The following is a 19,524-nucleotide window of genomic DNA, read 5'->3' as shown; positions in this document are numbered from 1 at the left end:
TCTGCTTGCTATCGCTCTTGAACCACAGCCGGCGCAGCCGGTGCGGCGCACTGCTCATCGCCTGCTATCGAATCTGTCGAAGGCTGCCCAGCGACCTCCAGGATCGCCTGCACCAACTGTTCCACATGCGTATCCCAACTGAATCGGCGGATGTTGAGGCGTCCGGCCGCGATCAGCCGCGTCCGCAGTGCACCATCGTCCGTGGCCCGCTCGATCGCCTCGGCCAGCGCCTCAGGATCAAATACCGGATGCATCATCGCCGCCTGTCCGCAGATCTCGCGATGGATTTCGGTGTCCGCCGCCACGACCGGCACATCCATTCCCATTGCTTCCAGCAGCGGATGCCCGAACGATTCCAGCGACGACGGAAACGTGAAAACATCCGCCATCGCCAGCAGCGGCCAGACACATTGCTTTGATACCGGCCCAAGGTCGCACAGCACGCCGCGCTGACGCAGCGTGCGGGCCAGTCGGATTTCCTGCTCCACCTGCTCGTTTCGTCCGCCGCGATACTGTTCGATCCCGGCCGTGATCACGAGCGTCACGTCTGACCGGCGACGCGCCAGCAGCTCCATCGCCCGCAGCAGCGTAAGAAAGTTCTTCTGCGTGTAGTAGTGCGAAACGTTCAACACGACACGTCGCCCGGCCTGCACGAGCGGTTGTAGCGGCTGGCGATGCTCAGTCGGCAACAGCTCCAGCAGCTCGCGGCGCTGCGCGCCAATGAGCCGCCTGGCCGATTCCGGAATCTGCACCCCCAGCGGCGCCACGCGCACTCTTTCGCCCATCGTCCCAACGCTCTGGATGATCTGCCGCCGATGTGTCTGCGAGATGCAGAACACCGCCGCCGCACGTTCGATGGTGAGACTGGAGTAATACCGTCCCAGTCGATACCTCAGGTTCTGATACCCCTTCCGCCGCATCGCGGCATACTCCGGGGCGAAATACGTCAGACTCCGCAACACCACCACCTGCGGCACCGGCAGATCGCGGAAGATGAAGTTGGAAAAGTGAAACACCACCGCCGGCCGCAGCGACCGCACCAACTGCGGCAACCGGACAAACTCCCACAGTCCCCGCCGCAGTGGCGAACGGGTATTGATCCGCCTCATTTCCCGGGGCGGATACCCGTTGGCCAGCAGTTCATCGATCGCCTCGGCCGCGCAGAACACGTTGATATTCCATCCCCGTTTCCCCAGCGCGTCCCGGAGCCTGGGCAGTGTATGCAGCAGGTCGTTGACACCGCCTCCCGCGCGTGCGGAGACGGCGTTGATGAGCACAGGCCGATCAAGGCTCACTTCAGGAAGATCCGTTTCCACCGTCGGACAGTCTGGCGTACACACGCGAGGTGATCTCGGCATTAACATGCCAGCTATTGGCACGCAGATACTCATCGAACCGGAAGGGATGGTTAGCTTGGATGAGTCGCGCCATCTGCGCTAGCCCGGCTTCCAGGCTCTGACCGTTGTCCGGCTCTATCAACAGTCCGATATCGTGATCTGAGAGAAGTTCGCGAAACGTCACAGTAGACGAAGCCAGCACGGGGCGCCGGTACTGCGCTGCCACACCAATCACCCCGCTCTGTGAGGTAAATCGGCTGCTATAAGGCAGCACGACGAAGTCGCACATTGTGAACAGATCCGCAACCTGCTGGTCGGACAGATAACCGCTCATGAAGGTGACGGACTCGAGGATTCCCAGTTCCTGGCACAACCGGCGATAGTGATCGAAGGGCTTGTGGCCTCGCGCTGCTTCCCGCCCGGCGACCACCAGATGAACGTCCCGGCGAGTGGAAACCAATGCGCTCAGCAACAGATCGAGGTTCTTGTCATCACGCAGGTTTCCGAACGACAGGCCGGCCAACTTTCCTGCGGGTATCCCGTGCCGCAGCCGCAACTGCTGTTTGTCGGCGGATGGCCTGCCGTAATCAGTGCCCCCCATCGGCACGACATGCACACGCTGCGGATCGACCGCTGCCCACGTAACCAGTTCCGCGGCCTGCGCCCGACTGTGGACAAACAGGGCGTCGGCATCGCGGTAGAATCGTCGAAGCTGGCTGTCCTCGTACCGCCGGTTCAACAGGCACTTTGCGCGGGTGACATCGTGCACGGTGGCTACGACCTTGCGACCATTCGTGCGCACCGCCCGTGCCCATAGCGGATAGGTAACGTGATTAAAATCGCTGAAGTGCACGATCTGATATCCGACTTTCGCGGCGCGGTGGCACAAGCGTACCGGATTCACGCATTGACCTGCCATGAATCTTGACCGGCGCAAAAGAGCAAATCGGTGCCCAAGCGAGTACAACTCGGGCCAGATGGAATATGTCAATTGGCGCGGCAGGTCGAAGGCGGATTCGCAGACAAGCTCCATCCAGAGCTCCGGTCGAGCCGACAGTTCTCGCAGCAACTCCAGCGTATATCGCGCAATTCCGCCGCGACAGAAAAACAGGTACACTCCGACACGCAGTTGGCCTTTCTCTCTCACGTTGTTTTCACCACCTGCAATCCCGAGAGGCGCTGCGGAGATGTCTCAACGCATCGTTTGTAGATCTCAAGCAAGCTTTCCAAGTGGCTGCCGGGGCTGAACCGGCGTCGAATCAGCTCGATTCCATTGCGACCAAAGGACTGGCGTAGCTGGCACGAATTGAGCAGGCGTTGCACGGCTTCCGCCAGGGCTGCGGGGTTGCCCGCAGGCACCAACAGGCCCGTCTGGGCATCAGCGAGCCACTCCCGAACCCCGCCAACATCACTGGCAACCACCGGCACGCCACACGCCAGTGCTTCAAGGCCTACGATTCCAAGCGTTTCTGGCCAAAGTGAGGGAAACGCCAGGACCGTTGCACGCGCGTAGACGCTCCGAATTGCCTGGCGCGATGCCCATCCTTCCAACTCGAGGCGCTCGGCACACTCCAGCGATTCGGCAAGCCGCCTAATCCGCTTACGCATGCCGGGTTCGCAGTCGCCAACCATCAGGCCCTTAACATGGTTCGGCAGCAGTGCCAGGGTCTGAATGAAGCACTCAACTCCCTTGTGGGGACGAAAGCGTCCGACGAACAGAAGCGTGGGGGGTTGCGGAGATCCGGGATCATCGGCGGGCTCGATTGGACAGAAGTATGGCAGCACCTGAACCCGCTGTTCCGGAAAGCCGCTCGCAACGAACCGCGCCGCCACGTATTGGCTTGGCGCAATCACACACCGCAACCGCTGCGCATTCGCCATCACCCACCGTACACGCCGATAGTACCGCATCGCGTACAACGGCCGAGGTGTGAGGCAATGGTGTCGCAAGGTGGTGGTAAAACATCCCGGGCCGCAGGTTCGCCCACAGATCTGATGTGTCTTCTTGTAATAGAGCGACGATGTGGGGCAGATGTAGCGGTAGTCGTGTGCGGTCATGACCGTCGGCACCATATCCAGACATGCTGCAATGCCGCCGATGTTGTGCACGTTGTGAAGGTGCACCAAGTCCGGACATTCCTCCGAGAGGATGCGCGATACCGCCTGATAGCACTCTCGTTCCGCGCGCCGGCCCGCGTGTAAGAGTGTCGGAATGCATCGTGACCGCGCCGTCAGTGCGACGTCGCCCGATGCATACCCAATCACTACGCGACAGCCACGCTCTTCCAGCAGAGGCACCAAAGTCAGCAGGTATGTTTCAATCCCGCCGTGCCATCCGAGGCGCTCGTTGAGGTGCAGGATCTTCATGTCACAGCGGTGGACGAACGCGTTGGCCGACGATCGATCTCGGATGCGCCCGCGGCGAACGCGAATCCACTTCTTGCCAGGTCTGCGCGCCATGCGCAGCGATCATGTGCCTCCGACAACATCCGACGTGTCAGCGGAAGCAGATCCAGATGCCCCCTAAGGAACTCCAGCGGCGGATGCGCCGAGCGACCCATTAGGCTCCGCGCCAAATTGCGGGGGAAGCTCAATGCGAAGTATCGCAGCAATGCCATTGTCCGGCGTCGTCCGGCCAACCGGATCTCATAGAGCACGCGGTTACGCACAATCCTGCGACCACGGCAACGTCGTTCTGAGGCCGTCCGTGTCGCCGAGCCGGAATAATGCGCCACGCGCGCCCCTGTGATGATCCCGATCCGGTAGCCCGCGCCACGGATCCGCCTGCACAGATCGTAGTCCTCGTAGTAGCTGCCGAAGACCGGATCGAACGGCCCGACCTGCCGAAGCACTGACGCCTTCACCACCATCGCGGCGGCCGGCGCATACGGAACGTAATACACAGACCGCAGCTCCGCGCCCGACTCGATCCATCGCGCCGACCCTTCCGCCTGCCGCATGCAGCTAAGGAACTCCGGATCCCAACCCGCCCAATCGTACGTGCGAATCATCGGCACGACCGCCCCGAGCATATCATCGGCTCGCAGTTCGGTTACACACTGGCTCAGCCAATCTTCTCCGCTCAAGGTGTCCTGATTGAGGAAACAGACCGCATCGGTCGCAGGATCCACGTGCCGCAGTGCAAAGTTGTTCGCGTCGGCAAAACCCAGCACTTGCGCGGTGCGAACAACACACATGGGCCGAAACAATTCTGACAGTTCCACCAGGCCAGGGGTCGTCCCGCCGTTGTCCACAAGAATGACCTGCACGGGCAGATTTCGTGTACTCTGACACAACGAACGGACGCACGGCCCGATCCACTTCTGGCCGTGGCAGGCAACGATGATCACTGAGGTCAGCGGATTATTCGACATGGCCAATTCGGATCGGACTCGAGGCGCTGTGCTTGGCCACGAGCGTTTGAATCAACTCGACAAGTTGCCGGGTGTGTCTGCACTCATGATATCGCTCGATGGCGATGACCCGCGCCTGTGATGCCAACCGCTCCCGAAGTGCAGCGTCACGACGCAAACTGAGCAGGGCATCGGCCATCGCATGGACATCGCCGTACGGAACGAGCAATCCGGTCCGCTCATGCTGGATAATCTCGGTAATGCCGCTGACCGCTGTCGCGACAACCGGAGTGCGCGAGGCGAATGCCTCGACCACGCATCTGCCGAACGACTCGGAGCGCGATGGGACACATGCGATGTCACATGCGCCGTAGAAGTCGCGCATGTCAGGCACGCTGCCAAGCAGATATACGCGGTTACCCAGGCCGTGGCGCGCGATCTCCGAACGGACGAAATCGCCATAGGCGGAAACAGGTGCCTCCCCCGCGATGACGAACCGAATGTCGGGATCAAGCTGGCTTACACGTGCGGCCACTTCGAGAAAGAACGGGTGACCTTTCAGCGGCCGCAACGTTCCAGGAACCCCGATGATGAAGCACCCGTGATCAGGCAACCCCAGCCGTCGCCGGCGGTCTGTACGGTCCGCGTCGGACATGCCAAAGAACCTGGCATCCACCGCATTCGGCACGAGCCTGCATGAGGCCGTCGCATCGCCCAACACGTTTGCGAGGACCGCGTGTGAGGGAACAACAACTCGATCCGCAACGCCCAGCACTACCGACCGTACCAGGCGCTGGCCACCGACCCATGGCCAGCACATTTCGCCGCCCACATCCTCGAAGAGCTCGCGGATGTGCAGGATAGCCGGACACCGGTGTGCTCTTGCCGCCAACGCCGCAGGCGTGCTCACAATCGTGTTTACATACACGAATGCGGGTTCAAGCTTGCGGATCAACCGGCCAAACAAATACGCACCGCGGGCCAGCCGCAGCAGGCCTTTCACAAGGCCGCGAGCTGAATGACCGGCGAGCCAGTTCTCGTGAGGGACAACGTGCACCAGGCAGCCGATCTGCTCGTAACGATCACACATCGGCCCGGGCACGCGAAACGCAACATGAAGCTCATATCCCAACGAAAGAATCGCCTTGGCCACGAGCAGACCGCTGAACGCCGATCCGTCAGGATTCGAACTGGACTGGACCAGCAGCGCCCGTGCGCGGAGCTGTTGCTGCGTCTCTCTGTATGTTTCACCGGCTACCAATAGCATCCATGCTCCACGCGTTCGGCTCCGACGGGTCGTTCGTCGTCCGCGGGACGGACCCAATGTTCGTTAAACAGATGCGGATACCAGTTGTCCCAACGTCTGCCGCGGATGCCGAAAAGCATCTGCGTGACCCCGCCCATGTGGACCGCCTGCTTGCCCAGATGCTTCACGTGCGCCGCCAGCGGTAGCCCGTAGGCGCCGGCACCGATCAACGCCACTTCGAAGTCGATCTGACTGATCTGCTGACACATGTGCTCGAGTGCATCGAACCAAGTCGCGAACGGAACCTGGTTTCCCGCAATCGACTGCACTGCCGGCAGCACGTGGAGGCTGCCAAACTCCGGCAGTATCTTGGGGTTGATGAATAGCTTCTCACGTTTGAGATATTGCCTTTGAATCGTCCGCGCAAAAGGGTGCACGACCAGCACTTTGCGGCCCCGCAAGGCCCAGGTCCACGGCTCGGCATAACAGAATGAATCAAGCGACCGGATGTCGATCAACCGAGCGTTCGGACACAATTCGCGAAAGATGCGCTGCTCGTAGGCCCACAGTCCTTGACGGTAATTGCAGGCGGCAAAGCAATCAACGTTTCGCGTCGCCGTAGCGTAGATCTCGGCAAACCGCGGCAGCAACGATTCATCGCGGGGAAAGAAACCGGCGTTATCACACAGTGGCGTGATCACACCTCGCAACAGCCTGTCCGCTCCGAACCGGACGCCAGCCACGGCCCGTAACTCGAAGATGCCATACCGTGTGATCATCGCAGGCCGCCCGCTGGCCAGCGTCTCGAGAATCGCGCGGTTCCCGCCCTCGTGGCCTTCATACGGCACGATTCGGCTGCCGTTATGGAACCCGCCGATCCACGACATCTTCAAGATGCCGTATTGGCGACAACAATGTGAAAGAACCGCGCGCCCGCCGCGACGGCACATGCGTCGAATCCGGCGTGCCCACTGCACCGTCATGAGCTCGCAACGCTCGGGTGCCCCAGCGTCCAGACTGCTGCGAACCGTCATAAACGCTCCCGACAGGCGCGAAACAGCGGCATGAGCAGCCGTCGCCCCCACTGCGGTCCCAAATGCCTGCTCAGCTCGTAAGCCGCGTACCCCATCAATCGTGTCGGATCCATGCCGCGACAACCCGCCCGTGAGCGCGCACGACGTGCCAGACGAAATGCCAAGGCCGCGTAACGAGGGTCCTGATCGATGAGCGAGGCTCCCAGATGGACGAAGTGCTGCCAGAAGCGCAGGAGTACTTCCTTCGTTATGGCGCCGCCTGTATTCCATCGATACACCCGCCACATGACTCGCAGTCGTGACCGCTGCGCTGCTGCGTCCGTGCGGGCGGCCATGTTGCCTCCCGCTGTCGGCACCCGATAGAACGCCCAGGCGTCATCGCGATATTTCAGCCGCGCACCCCGGCTCAATGCGCGCATGAGCAGTTCACCATCCTGGTTAGCAACAATCCTAGCGTCCCACCCACCGATCCGGGATAGAAGCCGCGCTGGCCAAAGAAGGGCATTGCAGATCACATACTTTCCCTGCAACCATTGCAGTAGTAGATCTTCTGCAAAGGTGGCCGCGCAGATATCCGGCTCATATGGTGGCGCCGGCAACCGACAGGAGAATCGTAACCACGGGCCGAATGCGATCGTTTCATCGTCGCTCAGCTCCTTGACCTGCCGAGCCACTTTCTCAGGGTGCAGCAGGTCATCTGCATCAAGGAATTGGATCAGTTCCCCGCGCGACATCGCCAACCCTCGATTTCTGGCGGCGCACGCGCCGCGATTCGGGCTGGACTCGCAGCGGATTGAATCGCCGAAGCTTCGGATAATCTGTTCTGACTCGTCGGTTGAGCCGTCGTTTAAAACAATCACCTCGATCGGTCGATAGGTCTGGCGCAATGCGCTGCGGATCGCATCACCAACAAACCGCCCCGCGTTGAAGCAGGGGATGATCACACTGACGAGTGGTGCGCCCATCGCGAAATCAGACGTCACGAAGCAGACGATGCACTCCATTCCGCTTGCGGGACATACACGCCCTGCCGGCTGGAGGGAACGCGACCGGTGCCGTAAACATCGCGTGGGGCAACCTCGAAGTGGAGTCCGGACTCGATCCGATCCACGGTATCCTGACCGCTGTCCACGCCCAGAACTAACGAGTACTCTCCGGGCATCAGTTGGCACATGGGCGTCCGGCATCGAAGGATCGTCGTGCCTTCAAGTGCTATTGAGGCTGGAGCCTGATACCGCGAGTGATAGCTCACCACGCGTTGCCCTAATGAGCTGTAAATGTGAATGGCGGCAACGACATTCGCCAACCGATTTTCCGACATCAATTCGAGCTCAAATGTCAACGGTCTGCCAAGCTCTGCGCACCGCAGCACCCTGCCTCCATCATCAAGCAAGCGCAGCCGTCGCAGAATGCGTTGCTTCCCTGGCAGCCGGCCGGGATGATTCCACAAATCGACGTCATAACATGGCTCCTGATCACTTGTCAGATACTGTGCAATGACAGCCTCTGTCGATCCCACAGCGCCAACACCGCCATTACGGAGCAGCAGACAGGAGTTGCACAACGCCTCTACCGCCGCAAGGTTGTGGCTCACAAACAGCACCGTGCGCCCGGATTCGGCCACGCCACTCATTTTGCCAAGACACTTGCGCTGGAACTCGGCATCTCCCACGGCAAGAACCTCGTCCACGATCAGAATCTCCGGCTCCAGATGCGCCGCGACGGCGAAGGCCAGTCTCACGTACATCCCGCTGCTGTAACGCTTCACGGGAGTGTCCAGAAACTTTTCGATCTCGGCGAAGGCGACGATCTGGTCAAATCGGCGCCGGATCTCGGCGCGGCTCATGCCCAGGATCGCACCATTGAGGTAGATGTTCTCGCGGCCAGTCAGCTCAGGGTGAAAGCCGGTGCCCACCTCCAGCAGACTTCCCACACGCCCGCGCAGCTCGACATGCCCGGCGGTCGGTTCGGTGATGCGGCTGAGGATCTTCAACAGCGTGCTCTTGCCCGCGCCGTTTCGCCCGATGATGCCGACGACTTCGCCTCTTTTGACTTCAAAACTGACATCCTTCAAGGCCCAGATTGTTGAGCCGTGGTCGGCGGTCCGTGGCCCGGGGCCGGCGACGCGACGCAGCAGCCGCCGGCCCGTGTTCATGATCGAGTCGCGCAGCGTCCTGTACGGCTCGATCTGGCCCAGACGGTATTGCTTGGAGAGGTTGCAGACGCGTATGGCCAGGTCACACATGGGTCGGTGGTCGGTGATGGCTGCTCACAGTGGTGGCTGGTGAATAGGCGGTCGTCAAACAAGATCCGCAAAGCTGCGTTCCATCCTGCGGAAAAAAAACGCGCCGCTGATCAGCAACAGCGCGGTCGAGAGTATCGACAGGCCGCAGACCAGCAGCGGAGGCTCGGCCTGCGGCAGCAGCGCCCAGCGAAAGCCCTCGATCACGCCGACCATGGGGTTCAGCGCGTACAGCATCATGGCCCACTCGGGGAGCTTGGGTTGAATCTTCTGAGTCGTGTAGATGACGGGGCTGACGACCAGGCCGAGCTGAACAAGGAAGGGGATGACGTGTCGGAAGTCGCGGTAAAGCGCACTGAGGGCTGAAAGCCACAGCCCCGCGGCCAGGGATGCCAGCACCGCCACAGCCGTCAGCAGCGGCAGCAGCAGGATCTGGACCGGTGGCCACAGGCCATAGAGGATCATGACCGCGGCCAGCGCCAACAGGCCGACCGCGAAATCCGCAAGCGCCGCCAGCACCGCCGACATCGGGACGATCAGTCGCGGGAAGTAGACTTTTGTGATCAGCCGCTGGTTGGCGATCAGGCTGTTGCCCGCCTGCGAAAGCGAGCTGGCGAAAAGCTGCCAGGGAAGCATGGCACAGAATGTGGAGACGAAGTACGGCACGCCCGCAACGCCAGGCTCGTTGCCGCGGCCCATGAGCATGCCCAGCAGCGCCGCGAAGATGCCGCTGGTGGCCAGCGGCTGGATGATCACCCACAGCACACCCAGGATGGTCTGTTTGTAGCGGACCTGTATTTCCCGCAGGGCCAGCAGCCACAGCAGGTCGCGATATCGCCAGACCTCGCGCAGCTCGACCGCCTGCCAGCCTGAGCGAGGACGGATGATGGTCAGGGGCGGTTCGCTCTGCGCAGTTGGCGCCGAATGAGCGGGCAATGCCGCAGCTTCGGTCAGGTCCGGCTGTGCGGGCGAGGCAGTCGAGCTTGTGTTTTCAAGGATGGACATTGTGCTCGAGGCAGGCAATCGCCGGTTGGCGATCGGTGGCGGGTTAAAAGCGTAATCGGGGTAGACTCCGTCCCCGTCGGTGCACCGACGACTGTGTTGGTTCCTTGCGGTCGGGCTCACTGCACCCGCTGAGCACAGTATGCACCATGCCTGGCCAAAAGGCACACGCCGCGCGCAACCGGCGAGGTTGCCTCATGCGTCGTGTCGCGACGGCCAGTGCCCGCCGGTTGCGTAGCCGTGGCCAGCGCGGGCGCGGCCTGGCCGTCAACTCCCTCGCCTCGTTGTGTTGGAGCCATCGTCGCGTTCGAATCGCGTTCGAGAGGATGGAACGATCCAGGCAACGACGCGAAGGCACGCCAGTTCGCCGAAGCGCGCCAGCCCGAAGACATTGCCATTGATAAGATAACCCTCGCCGCCGACGAATCAACCCAAAGTTGCAGGTTGCAGCGAATTGCCCTCGCCGGCAGATTCAGGGGCAGCGGTTCCGTTCAGAACGATCAGGGAATCTGGGGCGATGTGACACCACACCGGATCGCCACGACGAAGCTCGATCCTGGGGGCGCAGGCCGTCAGCAGCAGCCCCCCCGCCGTGCGCACCAGCACCTGCGACATCGCCCCGCCGAACAGGATCTCCACGATCTGACCGGGCAGGACGTTGCAATCATCCGGCTGTGGCGGCGCAGGCAGAAGACGCACCTGTTCGGCGCGGACGGCCACCGCAAGCTTTCGCGACCGCGAGTCCGCAAGCAGCGGCGAGTCGTCGCCGAAGACCGATGCGACCGGAATCCGCAACGCCGTCGCATTCGCAATCAACACTTCCACATGCCCGTTGTTCCGGCCCACCACCACGCTCTCGAACACGTTCGCCTGGCCAAGAAATCGCGCCACGAACGCCGTCCGCGGACGGTGGTAAATGTCGGCGGCAGCGCCGAACTGCTCGATCAGCCCGGCGTTCATCACCGCGATCCGGTCCGACAGCAGCAACGCTTCGCTCTGATCGTGAGTCACGAAAACGAAGGTGATCCCCAGGCGGTGCTGAAGTCGCTTAAGCTCGATCTGCATGGCGCGGCGAAGCTGTGCATCCAGGGCGGCCATCGGCTCGTCCAGCAGCAGGACCTTGGGCTGGCAAACCAGCGCCCGCGCCAGTGCCACGCGCTGCTGCTGTCCCCCGGAGAGCTGAGCCGGGCGGCGATGCTCCAGCCCGACCAGCTCGACCATGTCCAGCGCCTCGGCAACGCGCCGACGGATCTCGCGACCGGGCAGACGTTTCATTCGCAGCCCGAAGGCTACGTTGTCATACACCGACAGGTGCGGGAATAGCGCGTAGCTCTGGAAGACCTGGTTCACGTCCCGCCGATAGGGCGGCAGGTCCGTTACATCGATGTTGTCCAGCAGAACCCGCCCGCTGGTGGGCATTTCAAAGCCGGCGATCACCCGCAAAAGCGTTGTCTTTCCGCATCCGGAAGGCCCCAGCAGCGTGACGAACTCTCCCGGGGCGACGCGCAGGTTCACGTCGCGCAGGGCCGTAACCGAACCGAAGCGTTTGGTAAGTCCGATGAGTTCAACCGAATGCGACATGGAGGTGAGAAGCACCGTCCTTTTGCCCGGGAGGCGTGCCGCCGCGACGACCAGCCCACCGGCGGCGCCAGAATCCGCGCCCGCGGTCGCGTGGCACAAGCTCGCCCGCCGCCGCCGCAAACACCACCGCAAACATCGCCAGCAAAACAATACCCAGTGCAGCGCCAAAAGGCCAATCCCGCGCCTGCCCGAACTGGTTCTGGATGACGTTTCCGATCAGCAGAACTTTGGCCCCGCCCATCAGGTCAGTGACCGCGAACATCCCCACCGCCGGCACGAACACCAGAAGCACGCCCGCGGCAATGCCCGGAAACGTCAAGGGCACGATCACGGAGCTGAACACCCGCAGCGGCCGGGCGCCCAGATCCAGTGCCGCATCGATCAGCCCCGGGTCCAACCGTTCCAGGCTCGCATAGATCGGAAGGATCATGAACGGCAGGTAGGCGTATACCAGCCCGATCACGACCGCCAGGGGCGTGTAGAGGATGCTGATCGGCTCGTCGGTGAGTCTCATCGCCGTCAGGGTGGCGTTGAGCAGTCCCTGTTCCTTGAGGATGGTGATCCAGGCATAGGTGCGGACGAGGAAGCTGGTCCAGAACGGGATCATGACCGCGGCCAGGAGGATGCTTCGCCACCTGCGGCGCGCGGTACCCATCACGTATGCCACGGGATAACCGATGATCAGGCACAACAGGGTGGTCAGTGCCGCGTAGGCCGCCGACCGCCAGAGGATTCGCAGGTACACACCCTGGAAATGCGGGGAGAGGATCTCCAGATGCATCGCCACCACCGCTGCCACAAGCAAGCCGCGTCGCGCCGGCCTGGCCAGCGCAGCGATGGTGAGCTGACGGCCGCTGCGATGCATCCACAAAGCCGCCAGGCTGGCGATGATAATCGCGCCGACAATGCCTGCGGCAAGCGCCCTCAGCGGCGTTGCCCAGGTCAACCCCTCGAATACCCGAACATAGTTCTCAAGGGTGAAATCGTAAACCACCTGCCCCAGCTCATCACGCTGGCAGAAGCTGTAGACGAGCATGATCCCCGTCGGCACGACAACAAACGCCCCCAGCCACACCAGTAGTGGCGCCAGTGCCAGCCACTGGATCCAACCGGCATCGTGGCTGGCGGCAGGCGGGTTGTCGGATTCAACAAGGCTCATCATCAACGGCTGCCCGGCCGGTGGCTCACAGCCCGGGTTGCTTGAAGAAAAGAACTATTCCCTGTCCGCCTTCCCGGCGGCGCTGCGGATGTCAGTCACCATCCGGTCGATCGCCGCCGACTGCTTGCCGATGTCACGGAAGATCTCCAGCTTTGTGGCCTTTGGATAGCTGGCGGGGTTCTCCAGTTGCTCCCTGCTCAGCAGCTTGCGCGCCTCGGCATTGGGATTGGTGTAGGGAAACTCGTCGGAGATGAGCTTGCTGACCTCCGGGCGAAGAATGTAGTTGATGAACGCATGGGCGGCGTCCTTGTTGCGGGCGTTGGCGGGGATGACCAGATTGTCCACAAACATGTGCGCGCCTTCCTCAGGAAGGATGTACTGGAACTTGTGGTTCTCGTTCCACAGAACCGCCGCCTCGCCGCTCCAGACGATTCCCAAGTCCGCATCCCCGTTCAGCAGCGCCGTCTTGGGGCTGTCAGAGTCAAACAGCTTGATCAGTGACACCCATCGCGTCACGAGTGGCCGCGCCTTCTCCAGAGCTTCGGGCGTGATGTCGTTGATCGGCAGCCCCAGCGTGTGCAATGCCCAGGAAACCAGCTCCCGGTTGTCGTTGACGACCACGATGCGGTTGGCGTACTTGTCCTGGAAGACGTCCTTGTAACCCCGGATCGGCTCCCTGATCTTTTCGGTATTGACGACGATGCCAACCGTGCCGGCCATGTACGGCACCGAGTACTTGAGCTGCGGGTCATGGCCCAGGCCCTTGAATTCCGGGGCGATGTTTCTGAGGTTGGGCAGCTTGGCGTGATCCAGGGGCAGAAGCTTGTTCTGCTTGATCAGTGCCTCAACCGTATATTCCGAAGGTTGAAGCAGATCGTACTGCGCCCCCGCCGCCAGGAACTTCGAGAGCATCTCCTCGTTTGACGAGTATGCTTCGTAATTGACCTTGATTCCGGTTTCCTTCGTGAACCCGTCGATGACCGCCTGCGGGATGTATTCCGACCAGGCAAAGAGGTTGAGTTCCGTATCAGCGGCGCGGATCGCAGGACAAACGGCCAGAACCAACCCGATCACAACGTTGACCACAACCCAGACTCTGCCGGGGAGCTTCATGTGTGTGCCCTTTCCTTTTCCATGCTGCCCTGTCGCAACGACCAGAAGAACTGACCGCATATCACAAGCACCGCGGTGAGCAGAATCAAGACCGTCGAGATCGCGTTGATCGACGGGTCGATCCCCTTGCGGGCCAGCCCGAAAATCTTCAAAGGCAGCGTCGCGGAGTTGGGTCCGGTCGTGAAGTAGGTGATGATCAGCTCATCGATGGACAGGGTGAATGCCATCAGCGCACCGGATACGATGGCCGGCAGCAGATTCGGCAGCATGACGCGCCAGAACGCCTGCGCCGGAGTGGCGCCCAAATCCATCGCCGCCTCCATCAATGCCGGATCCGAGCTCGCCAGCCGCGCCTGAACAGGAATCAGCACGAACGGAAAGCAGAACGTCACGTGAGCGATGATGACCGTAGTAAACCCAAGAGACAGCGGGCGGTTGGCATAGCCCATCCACTCCAGAAGTCGGTTTCCCGCATCATTCACGGTGGCGAAGAAAATGAGCAGACTGATGCCCATGATGATCTCGGGCATGACCACTGGTACGAGCACCAGTGTCGCGATCATGCCGCGGAAACGGTATCGGTACTGATGCAGCAGCCACGCCCCAAGCGTCCCCAGGATCACTGAAAGGACCGTGGTGACACCAGCGATGATCAGCGTGTTATTCACGGCGGTCATGAGGCTGGTGTTGTGCCACAGCGCCCGGTACCACTCCAGCGTAAAGCCCTGCCAGGTGATGTTCAGCCGTGACTTGTTGAACGAAAAGACCACCACCGCCAGCACCGGCAGATATAAAAAACACAGCACCAGCGCAGTCCAGGTGCGGCATACGGCGTCGAGCGTTGCAAAACCCGGGCGTCGTGTCATGGCGATGCGTCCACGGTCCCGATCCGCACCAGCGAGTTGAGGTACAGCTCGAGGTTCGAGTAGCCGCTCTCGCTCAGGCGCGGACCATCCGATGGATCGTTGGGATCGAGCCTGTTGGCGGATTCCCAGGCGTCCGGCATGCCGTCATGATCCGAATCCACCGGCGCCGGGTCCGATTTCAGCTCGGGCCAGCCTCCAACCTCGTCCTGCGAATTGATGATTCGGCCAGTGCGGTTCTTCACGTCCTGGATGATGCGCTGATCGACGGCGTCGCGCCTGGGGAGGATCGCGCCGGCGGCGGCGAGCACCGCCTGGTAGGCGTCCTGTGCCGACTGGGTCGTCACCGCCGCCACCGCAAATGGCGAAGCCGCCTGCCAGCCCCCTGGATCGACCTCGCCGATATCCTTGCGATACCGCACGCCTCTGGCATTGTCGCGGTTGATCTGGTCCATCCCCTCCATGAAGTTCCCCGCCACATACATCTTCGCGTCGTTTCTCCAGATCTCGAAGAAAATGTCGGTGTTGCGGCTGTTGGGGCCGGGGCGGTAGTAGTTGCCGATGTAATTCACGTCATCGCCTTCGGCGCCATAGCCGCTGAGCTTGCCCCAGTTGTAGATGACATTGTTGCGCACGTCGATCAGGCCGCGGCCAACGTTGAAATACCCGATCCTGGGTGCCCGGCTGTCGCAATGCGCCAGCAGATTGTGATGGAATGACGATCCGCCATTGCGCCCGTCCCAGCCGGTGCCGTAGCCGTGGGCGCCCTTCACGTGCACCGATGCATTCAGCGGCTCGGAAAGGATGCACCACTGCAACGTCACGTTCCCGCTGCCCTTGACCACGTCGTTAAGCGAATCGGTGGACCAGCTCAGCGAGCAGTGATCGACGATCACGTAATGGCTGTTCCAGATCGTCAGCGCATCGTGCTCCTGCTTCAGCTCGTCGCCCGGACGAATCCGCAAAAACCGCACGATGATGTTGCTCGTGTTGGTGATGAACAGTTCCTTGCCCCGCAGGCAGATGCCGTCGCCCGGGGCGGTCTGCCCGGCAATGGTGATGTTGGGCTTGGAGATTTCCAGGCGCCTGGTGAGATTGATCGTGCCCGAGACACGGAAGACGATGGTGCGGTTGCCCTGACTTACCGCGTCGCGAAGCGAACCGGGGCCCGAATCGTCCAGGTTCGTCACCTCGTACACGCTGCCGCCACGCCCGCCGTTGGCGGCCGCGCCGAACCCCTCGGCGCCGGGAAATGCCGGCGCCTGCGCCGCGCTCGTCAAAGTCGCAGCCCATCCCACCATCAGCAAGCCGCACCAACTGCAAATCGCCTTCATCGCCTGCTCCCTTATTCTTGCGGAAACCTCAGCTCCCTTTCGCCGGGAATCTCGATCACCCTGCCCCCTTCGTCGGCGGATTGCCGCGCCAGCAGACACACTTCCGTGAGCACCAGGGTCTGGCGGGCATCGATCAGCCCCGGCCGGCGACCGTCGATGTGATCGACAAAATCGCGGAACACCTGCCGGTCGGACGTCACCGGCACCGGTTGCGTGCCATCGTTCTCATCATTGATCAGGCACAGCGAATTGTTCCGAGCCTCGATCACGCCCCTGGTCCCCACCACGCGAATCCAGTCATCTCCATGCGACGGCGCCCTGGCGGGGCGAAAAATGTCGATGCTGATCGACGCAAACCGCTCGTCGCTCAGCCCAAGCTCGCACACCGCCGCACGCTCCATGGTTCCGTGATTTTCATTGGCCCGTGATGAGTGCCGGGCGTAGATCCGTTCCACTTTCTCTCCGCTCATCCACAGGATCCAGTCGATCGCATGGCTGCCGACCCACGGAATCGTTCCGCCGTAGCTGCGCCGGTCGTGATAATAACTCGGACGCCTGCCAAGCTTGTAGCTCTTGCGCGCGTTGAGCAGTCGCACGTCGCCGATCGCGCCGTTTCGGATCAGTTTCCAGGCGGTATAAAAACCCGGGTCGTAGCGGATGCCCATCATGCCCGCCAGGTGCACCTGCGGGTTTCGCGCCTGCGCGGCGCGCAGTTGTTCCAGCTCCTCAAACGTCAGGGCTGCCGGCTTCTCCACAAAAACGTGTATTCCGCGCTCGATGGCCTGAATCGTCATCTCCGCATGCCGCTCGAACGGGCCGCAGACGATCACCGCGTCGGGCAGGGCCTGATCCAGCATCTGCCGGTAATCTGCAAAGACGCGCGGCTGGTGACCGTGCTGGCTGGCCCAGGTGACGATGGGCGTGGCCGGGTCGTCGTCGGCACCGTCGGCCACGGCGACCAGCCGCACCTGCGGCAGATCGGGCAGCGCCCGCAACGCATAGTTGTAGTGCCCCCTCGCCCCGATCATCGCCAGTCGCTGTACCGCCATGAGCCTGCAATCCCTGTTGGATAACGTGGCGTATGGTACACGACTCGACGCGGCCCGACCATGCTCGCGACTTCAGCGTCCTGCGCGCCACAGGGTCTGCCCATCTGATCCAGCTTTAAAAGGGCACGTCGAACTCGTCGAAGAAGAAGTCATTCCCCGAGCCGCCGTCGAAACGGTCTTCGTGGAAATCCCCGAAGAGGCTGTCGGAGCCGCTGTCGCCGAACATGGAGTCGCGGTCGTCGTCCACGGCGTCGAGGATGTCATCTCCGGAGCCGCCGAAATGCGTGTCGTTGCCGCGATCGCCCAGGAGCGTATCGTCATCGAAGCCGCCGTCGAGGCGGTCGTCGCCGCGCCCGCCGCGCAGGCTGTCGTCGTCGTCCTCGCCGAACAGGTCGTCGTCACCGTCGTCGCCGAACAGGTCGTCGTCGTCGCCTCCGCCCTTGAGCGTGTCATCGTCGTCGTCGCCGAAGAGGGAGTCGTCGCCGTCCTGGCCGGCCAGCAGGTCGTCGCCATCCCCGCCGGTGATGATGTCGCCGCTGTTGCCACCGCGCAGCGTGTCATCTCCGCGGCCGCCGTCGATGTCGTCATGCCCATCGCCGCCATCGACGAAGTCGTCGCCGTCGTCGGCGAACAGGTCATCATCGCCGCCGCCGCCGTAGAGCAGGTCATTGCCCTCTTCTCCGAACATGCGTTCATTCCAGTCGCCGCCGCGGAGCGTGTCGTTGTGGGTTCCGCCGTGATAGAGATTTCGCCCGCGACCGCCCCAGATCGCATCGTTGCCGTGGGCGCCGTACAGGTCGTCGTCACCGTCGTCGCCGAAGATGCGGTCGGAGCTGGATCCGCCGTTGATGTGGTCGGACCCGGCCTCGCCGCGAAGCCAGTCGATTCCTGCGTTGCCCAGGATGCGGTCGTTGCCGACGCCGCCGAGGATGCAGTCGCGTCCCGCCCCGCCGACGATGGTATCAAAACCCTCCTGGCCCATCAGGGTGGTCGAAGTGGAGATCGCCGGGGAGATCTCGATGTAGTCGTCGCCGTCGCCCCCAAGCACGGTGATGCGTGACACGCCCGTGGAAGAGAACGTTCGCACGGCGCCGTTTTCGTTGACGACGAACCTGCCAGCCGAATCGAGTCCGATGACGATCCGATCGTCGCCCGCCCCGCCGTCAACGATCAGCTCATTGCCGCTGACACTGCTTGAAAGCAGTCGTCGCCTCTCGAGTTGCTCGAATCGCGTGTGTTCACGGTCCTGATGTTCCTTGCTGAGCACGAATCCTCCGTTGTGGCATCGCTCATCCCTTAAGACAGACACGAGCGAGGCAGGTTAGGACACAAGTTAGTATCTAGTTACTTAATGCGGTGCAGGTCCAGTCCCTGCGGCCGGCCAGTGCACCGCCGCCAAACCGATGCTACGATGGATTCGTGAAAGTTGCGGAGATTTTTCATTCGATCCAGGGCGAGGGCAAGCTGGCGGGCATGCCCTCGGTCTTCGTCCGCGCCAGCGGATGCAACCTTCGCTGCGTCTGGTGTGATACGCCTTATGCAAGCTGGAATCCCCAGGGCCAGGACCTGCCCGTCGATGAAATCGTCCGCCGGGTCGAGGCATTCAACACGCGATACGTGGTGCTCACCGGCGGCGAGCCGCTGATCATGCCCGATGTCGTCGAGCTGTGCGATGCATTGAAGGCCCGCGACTATCACATCACCGTCGAAACCGCCGCCACGGTCTTCAAGCCCCTGAAGCTGGACCTGGCCAGCCTCTCGCCGAAGCTGAGCAACTCGACGCCGCGCGGCAGCCGCTTTGAGGAGTCGCATGAACGGCAGCGGATCAACTTTGCGGTGATCCAGCAGTTCATCGACACCTCGCCGGACTTTCAGCTCAAGTTCGTGGTCTGTGACGAGTCGGACCTGCTGGAGATCGAGAAGATCCTCAAGCATGTGCGCAACTGGAAGCCGGCCGACGTGCAGCTCATGCCCGAGGGCATCGACGCTCAGACGCTGCAATCCCGCGGCCAGTGGATCGCGGAGATCTGCAAGCAGAAGGGCTACCGTTTCTGCCCGCGGCTGCACATCGAGCTGTTCGGCAACCGGCCAGGCACGTGAGTGACGGCGCGGATGCGGAAGGTGCGAGCATCTCGCGCGCGATCCCGCTGTCAGGGCAGTGGGCATGGCGCGGAAGTGCGGGATCAGCTTCTCTGGTGGCCTTTCGCGCGG

At 62.1% G+C, this 19,524-nt stretch carries 17 protein-coding genes; 1 reads left to right on the top strand and 16 read right to left on the bottom strand.

All coding sequences use genetic code 11. The features are described 5' to 3' along the window. Positions 1-8: 8 nt before the first annotated feature. The 16 genes from ACQS5P_RS19565 to ACQS5P_RS19490 all read right to left on the bottom strand — a co-directional run bounded on the left by ACQS5P_RS19565 (position 9) and on the right by ACQS5P_RS19490 (position 18,580). Positions 9-1,295: a glycosyltransferase family 4 protein gene (locus ACQS5P_RS19565; RefSeq protein WP_428938301.1), complete on the bottom strand. Its 1,287-nt coding sequence runs from the start codon at positions 1,293-1,295 to the stop codon at positions 9-11. A gap of 1 nt (position 1,296) precedes the next feature. After that, positions 1,297-2,454 carry a glycosyltransferase family 4 protein gene (locus tag ACQS5P_RS19560; protein ID WP_428938300.1) on the bottom strand — a complete coding sequence of 386 codons (1,158 nt, stop codon included), beginning with the start codon at positions 2,452-2,454 and terminating at the stop codon, positions 1,297-1,299. A 26-nt stretch (positions 2,455-2,480) separates the two neighbouring features. Beyond that, positions 2,481-3,704 carry a glycosyltransferase family 4 protein gene (locus tag ACQS5P_RS19555; RefSeq protein ID WP_428938299.1) on the bottom strand — a complete coding sequence of 408 codons (1,224 nt, stop codon included), beginning with the start codon at positions 3,702-3,704 and terminating at the stop codon, positions 2,481-2,483. Further along, positions 3,701-4,711, bottom strand: a complete 1,011-nt coding sequence (locus tag ACQS5P_RS19550) for a glycosyltransferase family 2 protein (protein ID WP_428938298.1) — start codon at positions 4,709-4,711, stop codon at positions 3,701-3,703. Before ACQS5P_RS19550 ends, ACQS5P_RS19555 begins: the two co-directional genes overlap by 4 nt. Next, on the bottom strand, positions 4,701-5,957 hold the full coding sequence (locus ACQS5P_RS19545; protein ID WP_428938297.1) for a glycosyltransferase family 4 protein: 1,257 nt from the start codon (positions 5,955-5,957) through the stop codon (positions 4,701-4,703). Before ACQS5P_RS19545 ends, ACQS5P_RS19550 begins: the two co-directional genes overlap by 11 nt. Continuing rightward, the gene (locus tag ACQS5P_RS19540; RefSeq protein ID WP_428938296.1) at positions 5,945-6,823 is read right to left on the bottom strand and encodes a hypothetical protein; all 879 of its coding nucleotides are present in this window, start codon (positions 6,821-6,823) and stop codon (positions 5,945-5,947) included. Before ACQS5P_RS19540 ends, ACQS5P_RS19545 begins: the two co-directional genes overlap by 13 nt. A 143-nt stretch (positions 6,824-6,966) precedes the next feature. After that, the gene (locus ACQS5P_RS19535; RefSeq protein WP_428938295.1) at positions 6,967-7,935 is read right to left on the bottom strand and encodes a glycosyltransferase; all 969 of its coding nucleotides are present in this window, start codon (positions 7,933-7,935) and stop codon (positions 6,967-6,969) included. Between the two features lie 14 nt (positions 7,936-7,949). After that, positions 7,950-9,215 (bottom strand): ABC transporter ATP-binding protein, encoded by a 1,266-nt coding sequence (locus tag ACQS5P_RS19530; protein ID WP_428938294.1) that lies wholly within the window; start codon positions 9,213-9,215, stop codon positions 7,950-7,952. 54 nt (positions 9,216-9,269) lie between these two features. Beyond that, positions 9,270-10,217, bottom strand: coding sequence for an ABC transporter permease (locus tag ACQS5P_RS19525; protein WP_428938293.1), 948 nt, complete (start codon positions 10,215-10,217; stop codon positions 9,270-9,272). A 423-nt stretch (positions 10,218-10,640) separates the two neighbouring features. Next, positions 10,641-11,795 (bottom strand): ABC transporter ATP-binding protein, encoded by a 1,155-nt coding sequence (locus ACQS5P_RS19520; protein WP_428938292.1) that lies wholly within the window; start codon positions 11,793-11,795, stop codon positions 10,641-10,643. Then, positions 11,779-12,954 (bottom strand): ABC transporter permease, encoded by a 1,176-nt coding sequence (locus ACQS5P_RS19515; RefSeq protein WP_428938291.1) that lies wholly within the window; start codon positions 12,952-12,954, stop codon positions 11,779-11,781. The genes ACQS5P_RS19520 and ACQS5P_RS19515 overlap by 17 nt, the downstream gene beginning before the upstream one ends. A 54-nt stretch (positions 12,955-13,008) precedes the next feature. Then, positions 13,009-14,067 carry a polyamine ABC transporter substrate-binding protein gene (locus tag ACQS5P_RS19510; RefSeq protein WP_428938290.1) on the bottom strand — a complete coding sequence of 353 codons (1,059 nt, stop codon included), beginning with the start codon at positions 14,065-14,067 and terminating at the stop codon, positions 13,009-13,011. Then, on the bottom strand, positions 14,064-14,933 hold the full coding sequence (locus ACQS5P_RS19505; RefSeq protein ID WP_428938289.1) for an ABC transporter permease: 870 nt from the start codon (positions 14,931-14,933) through the stop codon (positions 14,064-14,066). The genes ACQS5P_RS19510 and ACQS5P_RS19505 overlap by 4 nt, the downstream gene beginning before the upstream one ends. Next, positions 14,930-16,264: a pectate lyase family protein gene (locus tag ACQS5P_RS19500; RefSeq protein WP_428938288.1), complete on the bottom strand. Its 1,335-nt coding sequence runs from the start codon at positions 16,262-16,264 to the stop codon at positions 14,930-14,932. Before ACQS5P_RS19500 ends, ACQS5P_RS19505 begins: the two co-directional genes overlap by 4 nt. An 11-nt stretch (positions 16,265-16,275) precedes the next feature. Then, the gene (locus ACQS5P_RS19495) at positions 16,276-17,313 is read right to left on the bottom strand and encodes a Gfo/Idh/MocA family protein (RefSeq protein ID WP_428938287.1); all 1,038 of its coding nucleotides are present in this window, start codon (positions 17,311-17,313) and stop codon (positions 16,276-16,278) included. A 115-nt stretch (positions 17,314-17,428) separates the two neighbouring features. Then, positions 17,429-18,580: a calcium-binding protein gene (locus ACQS5P_RS19490; RefSeq protein ID WP_428938286.1), complete on the bottom strand. Its 1,152-nt coding sequence runs from the start codon at positions 18,578-18,580 to the stop codon at positions 17,429-17,431. A gap of 152 nt (positions 18,581-18,732) precedes the next feature. On the opposite strand from ACQS5P_RS19490, the gene ACQS5P_RS19485 reads away from it, so the two are divergent. Continuing rightward, positions 18,733-19,413: a 7-carboxy-7-deazaguanine synthase QueE gene (locus ACQS5P_RS19485; protein WP_428938285.1), complete on the top strand. Its 681-nt coding sequence runs from the start codon at positions 18,733-18,735 to the stop codon at positions 19,411-19,413. Positions 19,414-19,524 lie beyond the last annotated feature (111 nt).

Origin of the sequence: Fontivita pretiosa (assembly GCF_050410795.1) — a bacterium.
GTDB lineage: Bacteria > Planctomycetota > Phycisphaerae > Tepidisphaerales > Tepidisphaeraceae > Fontivita > Fontivita pretiosa.
The sequence above is the reverse complement of the archived record's forward strand: the minus strand, read 5'-3'. Positions and strand labels throughout refer to the sequence as shown.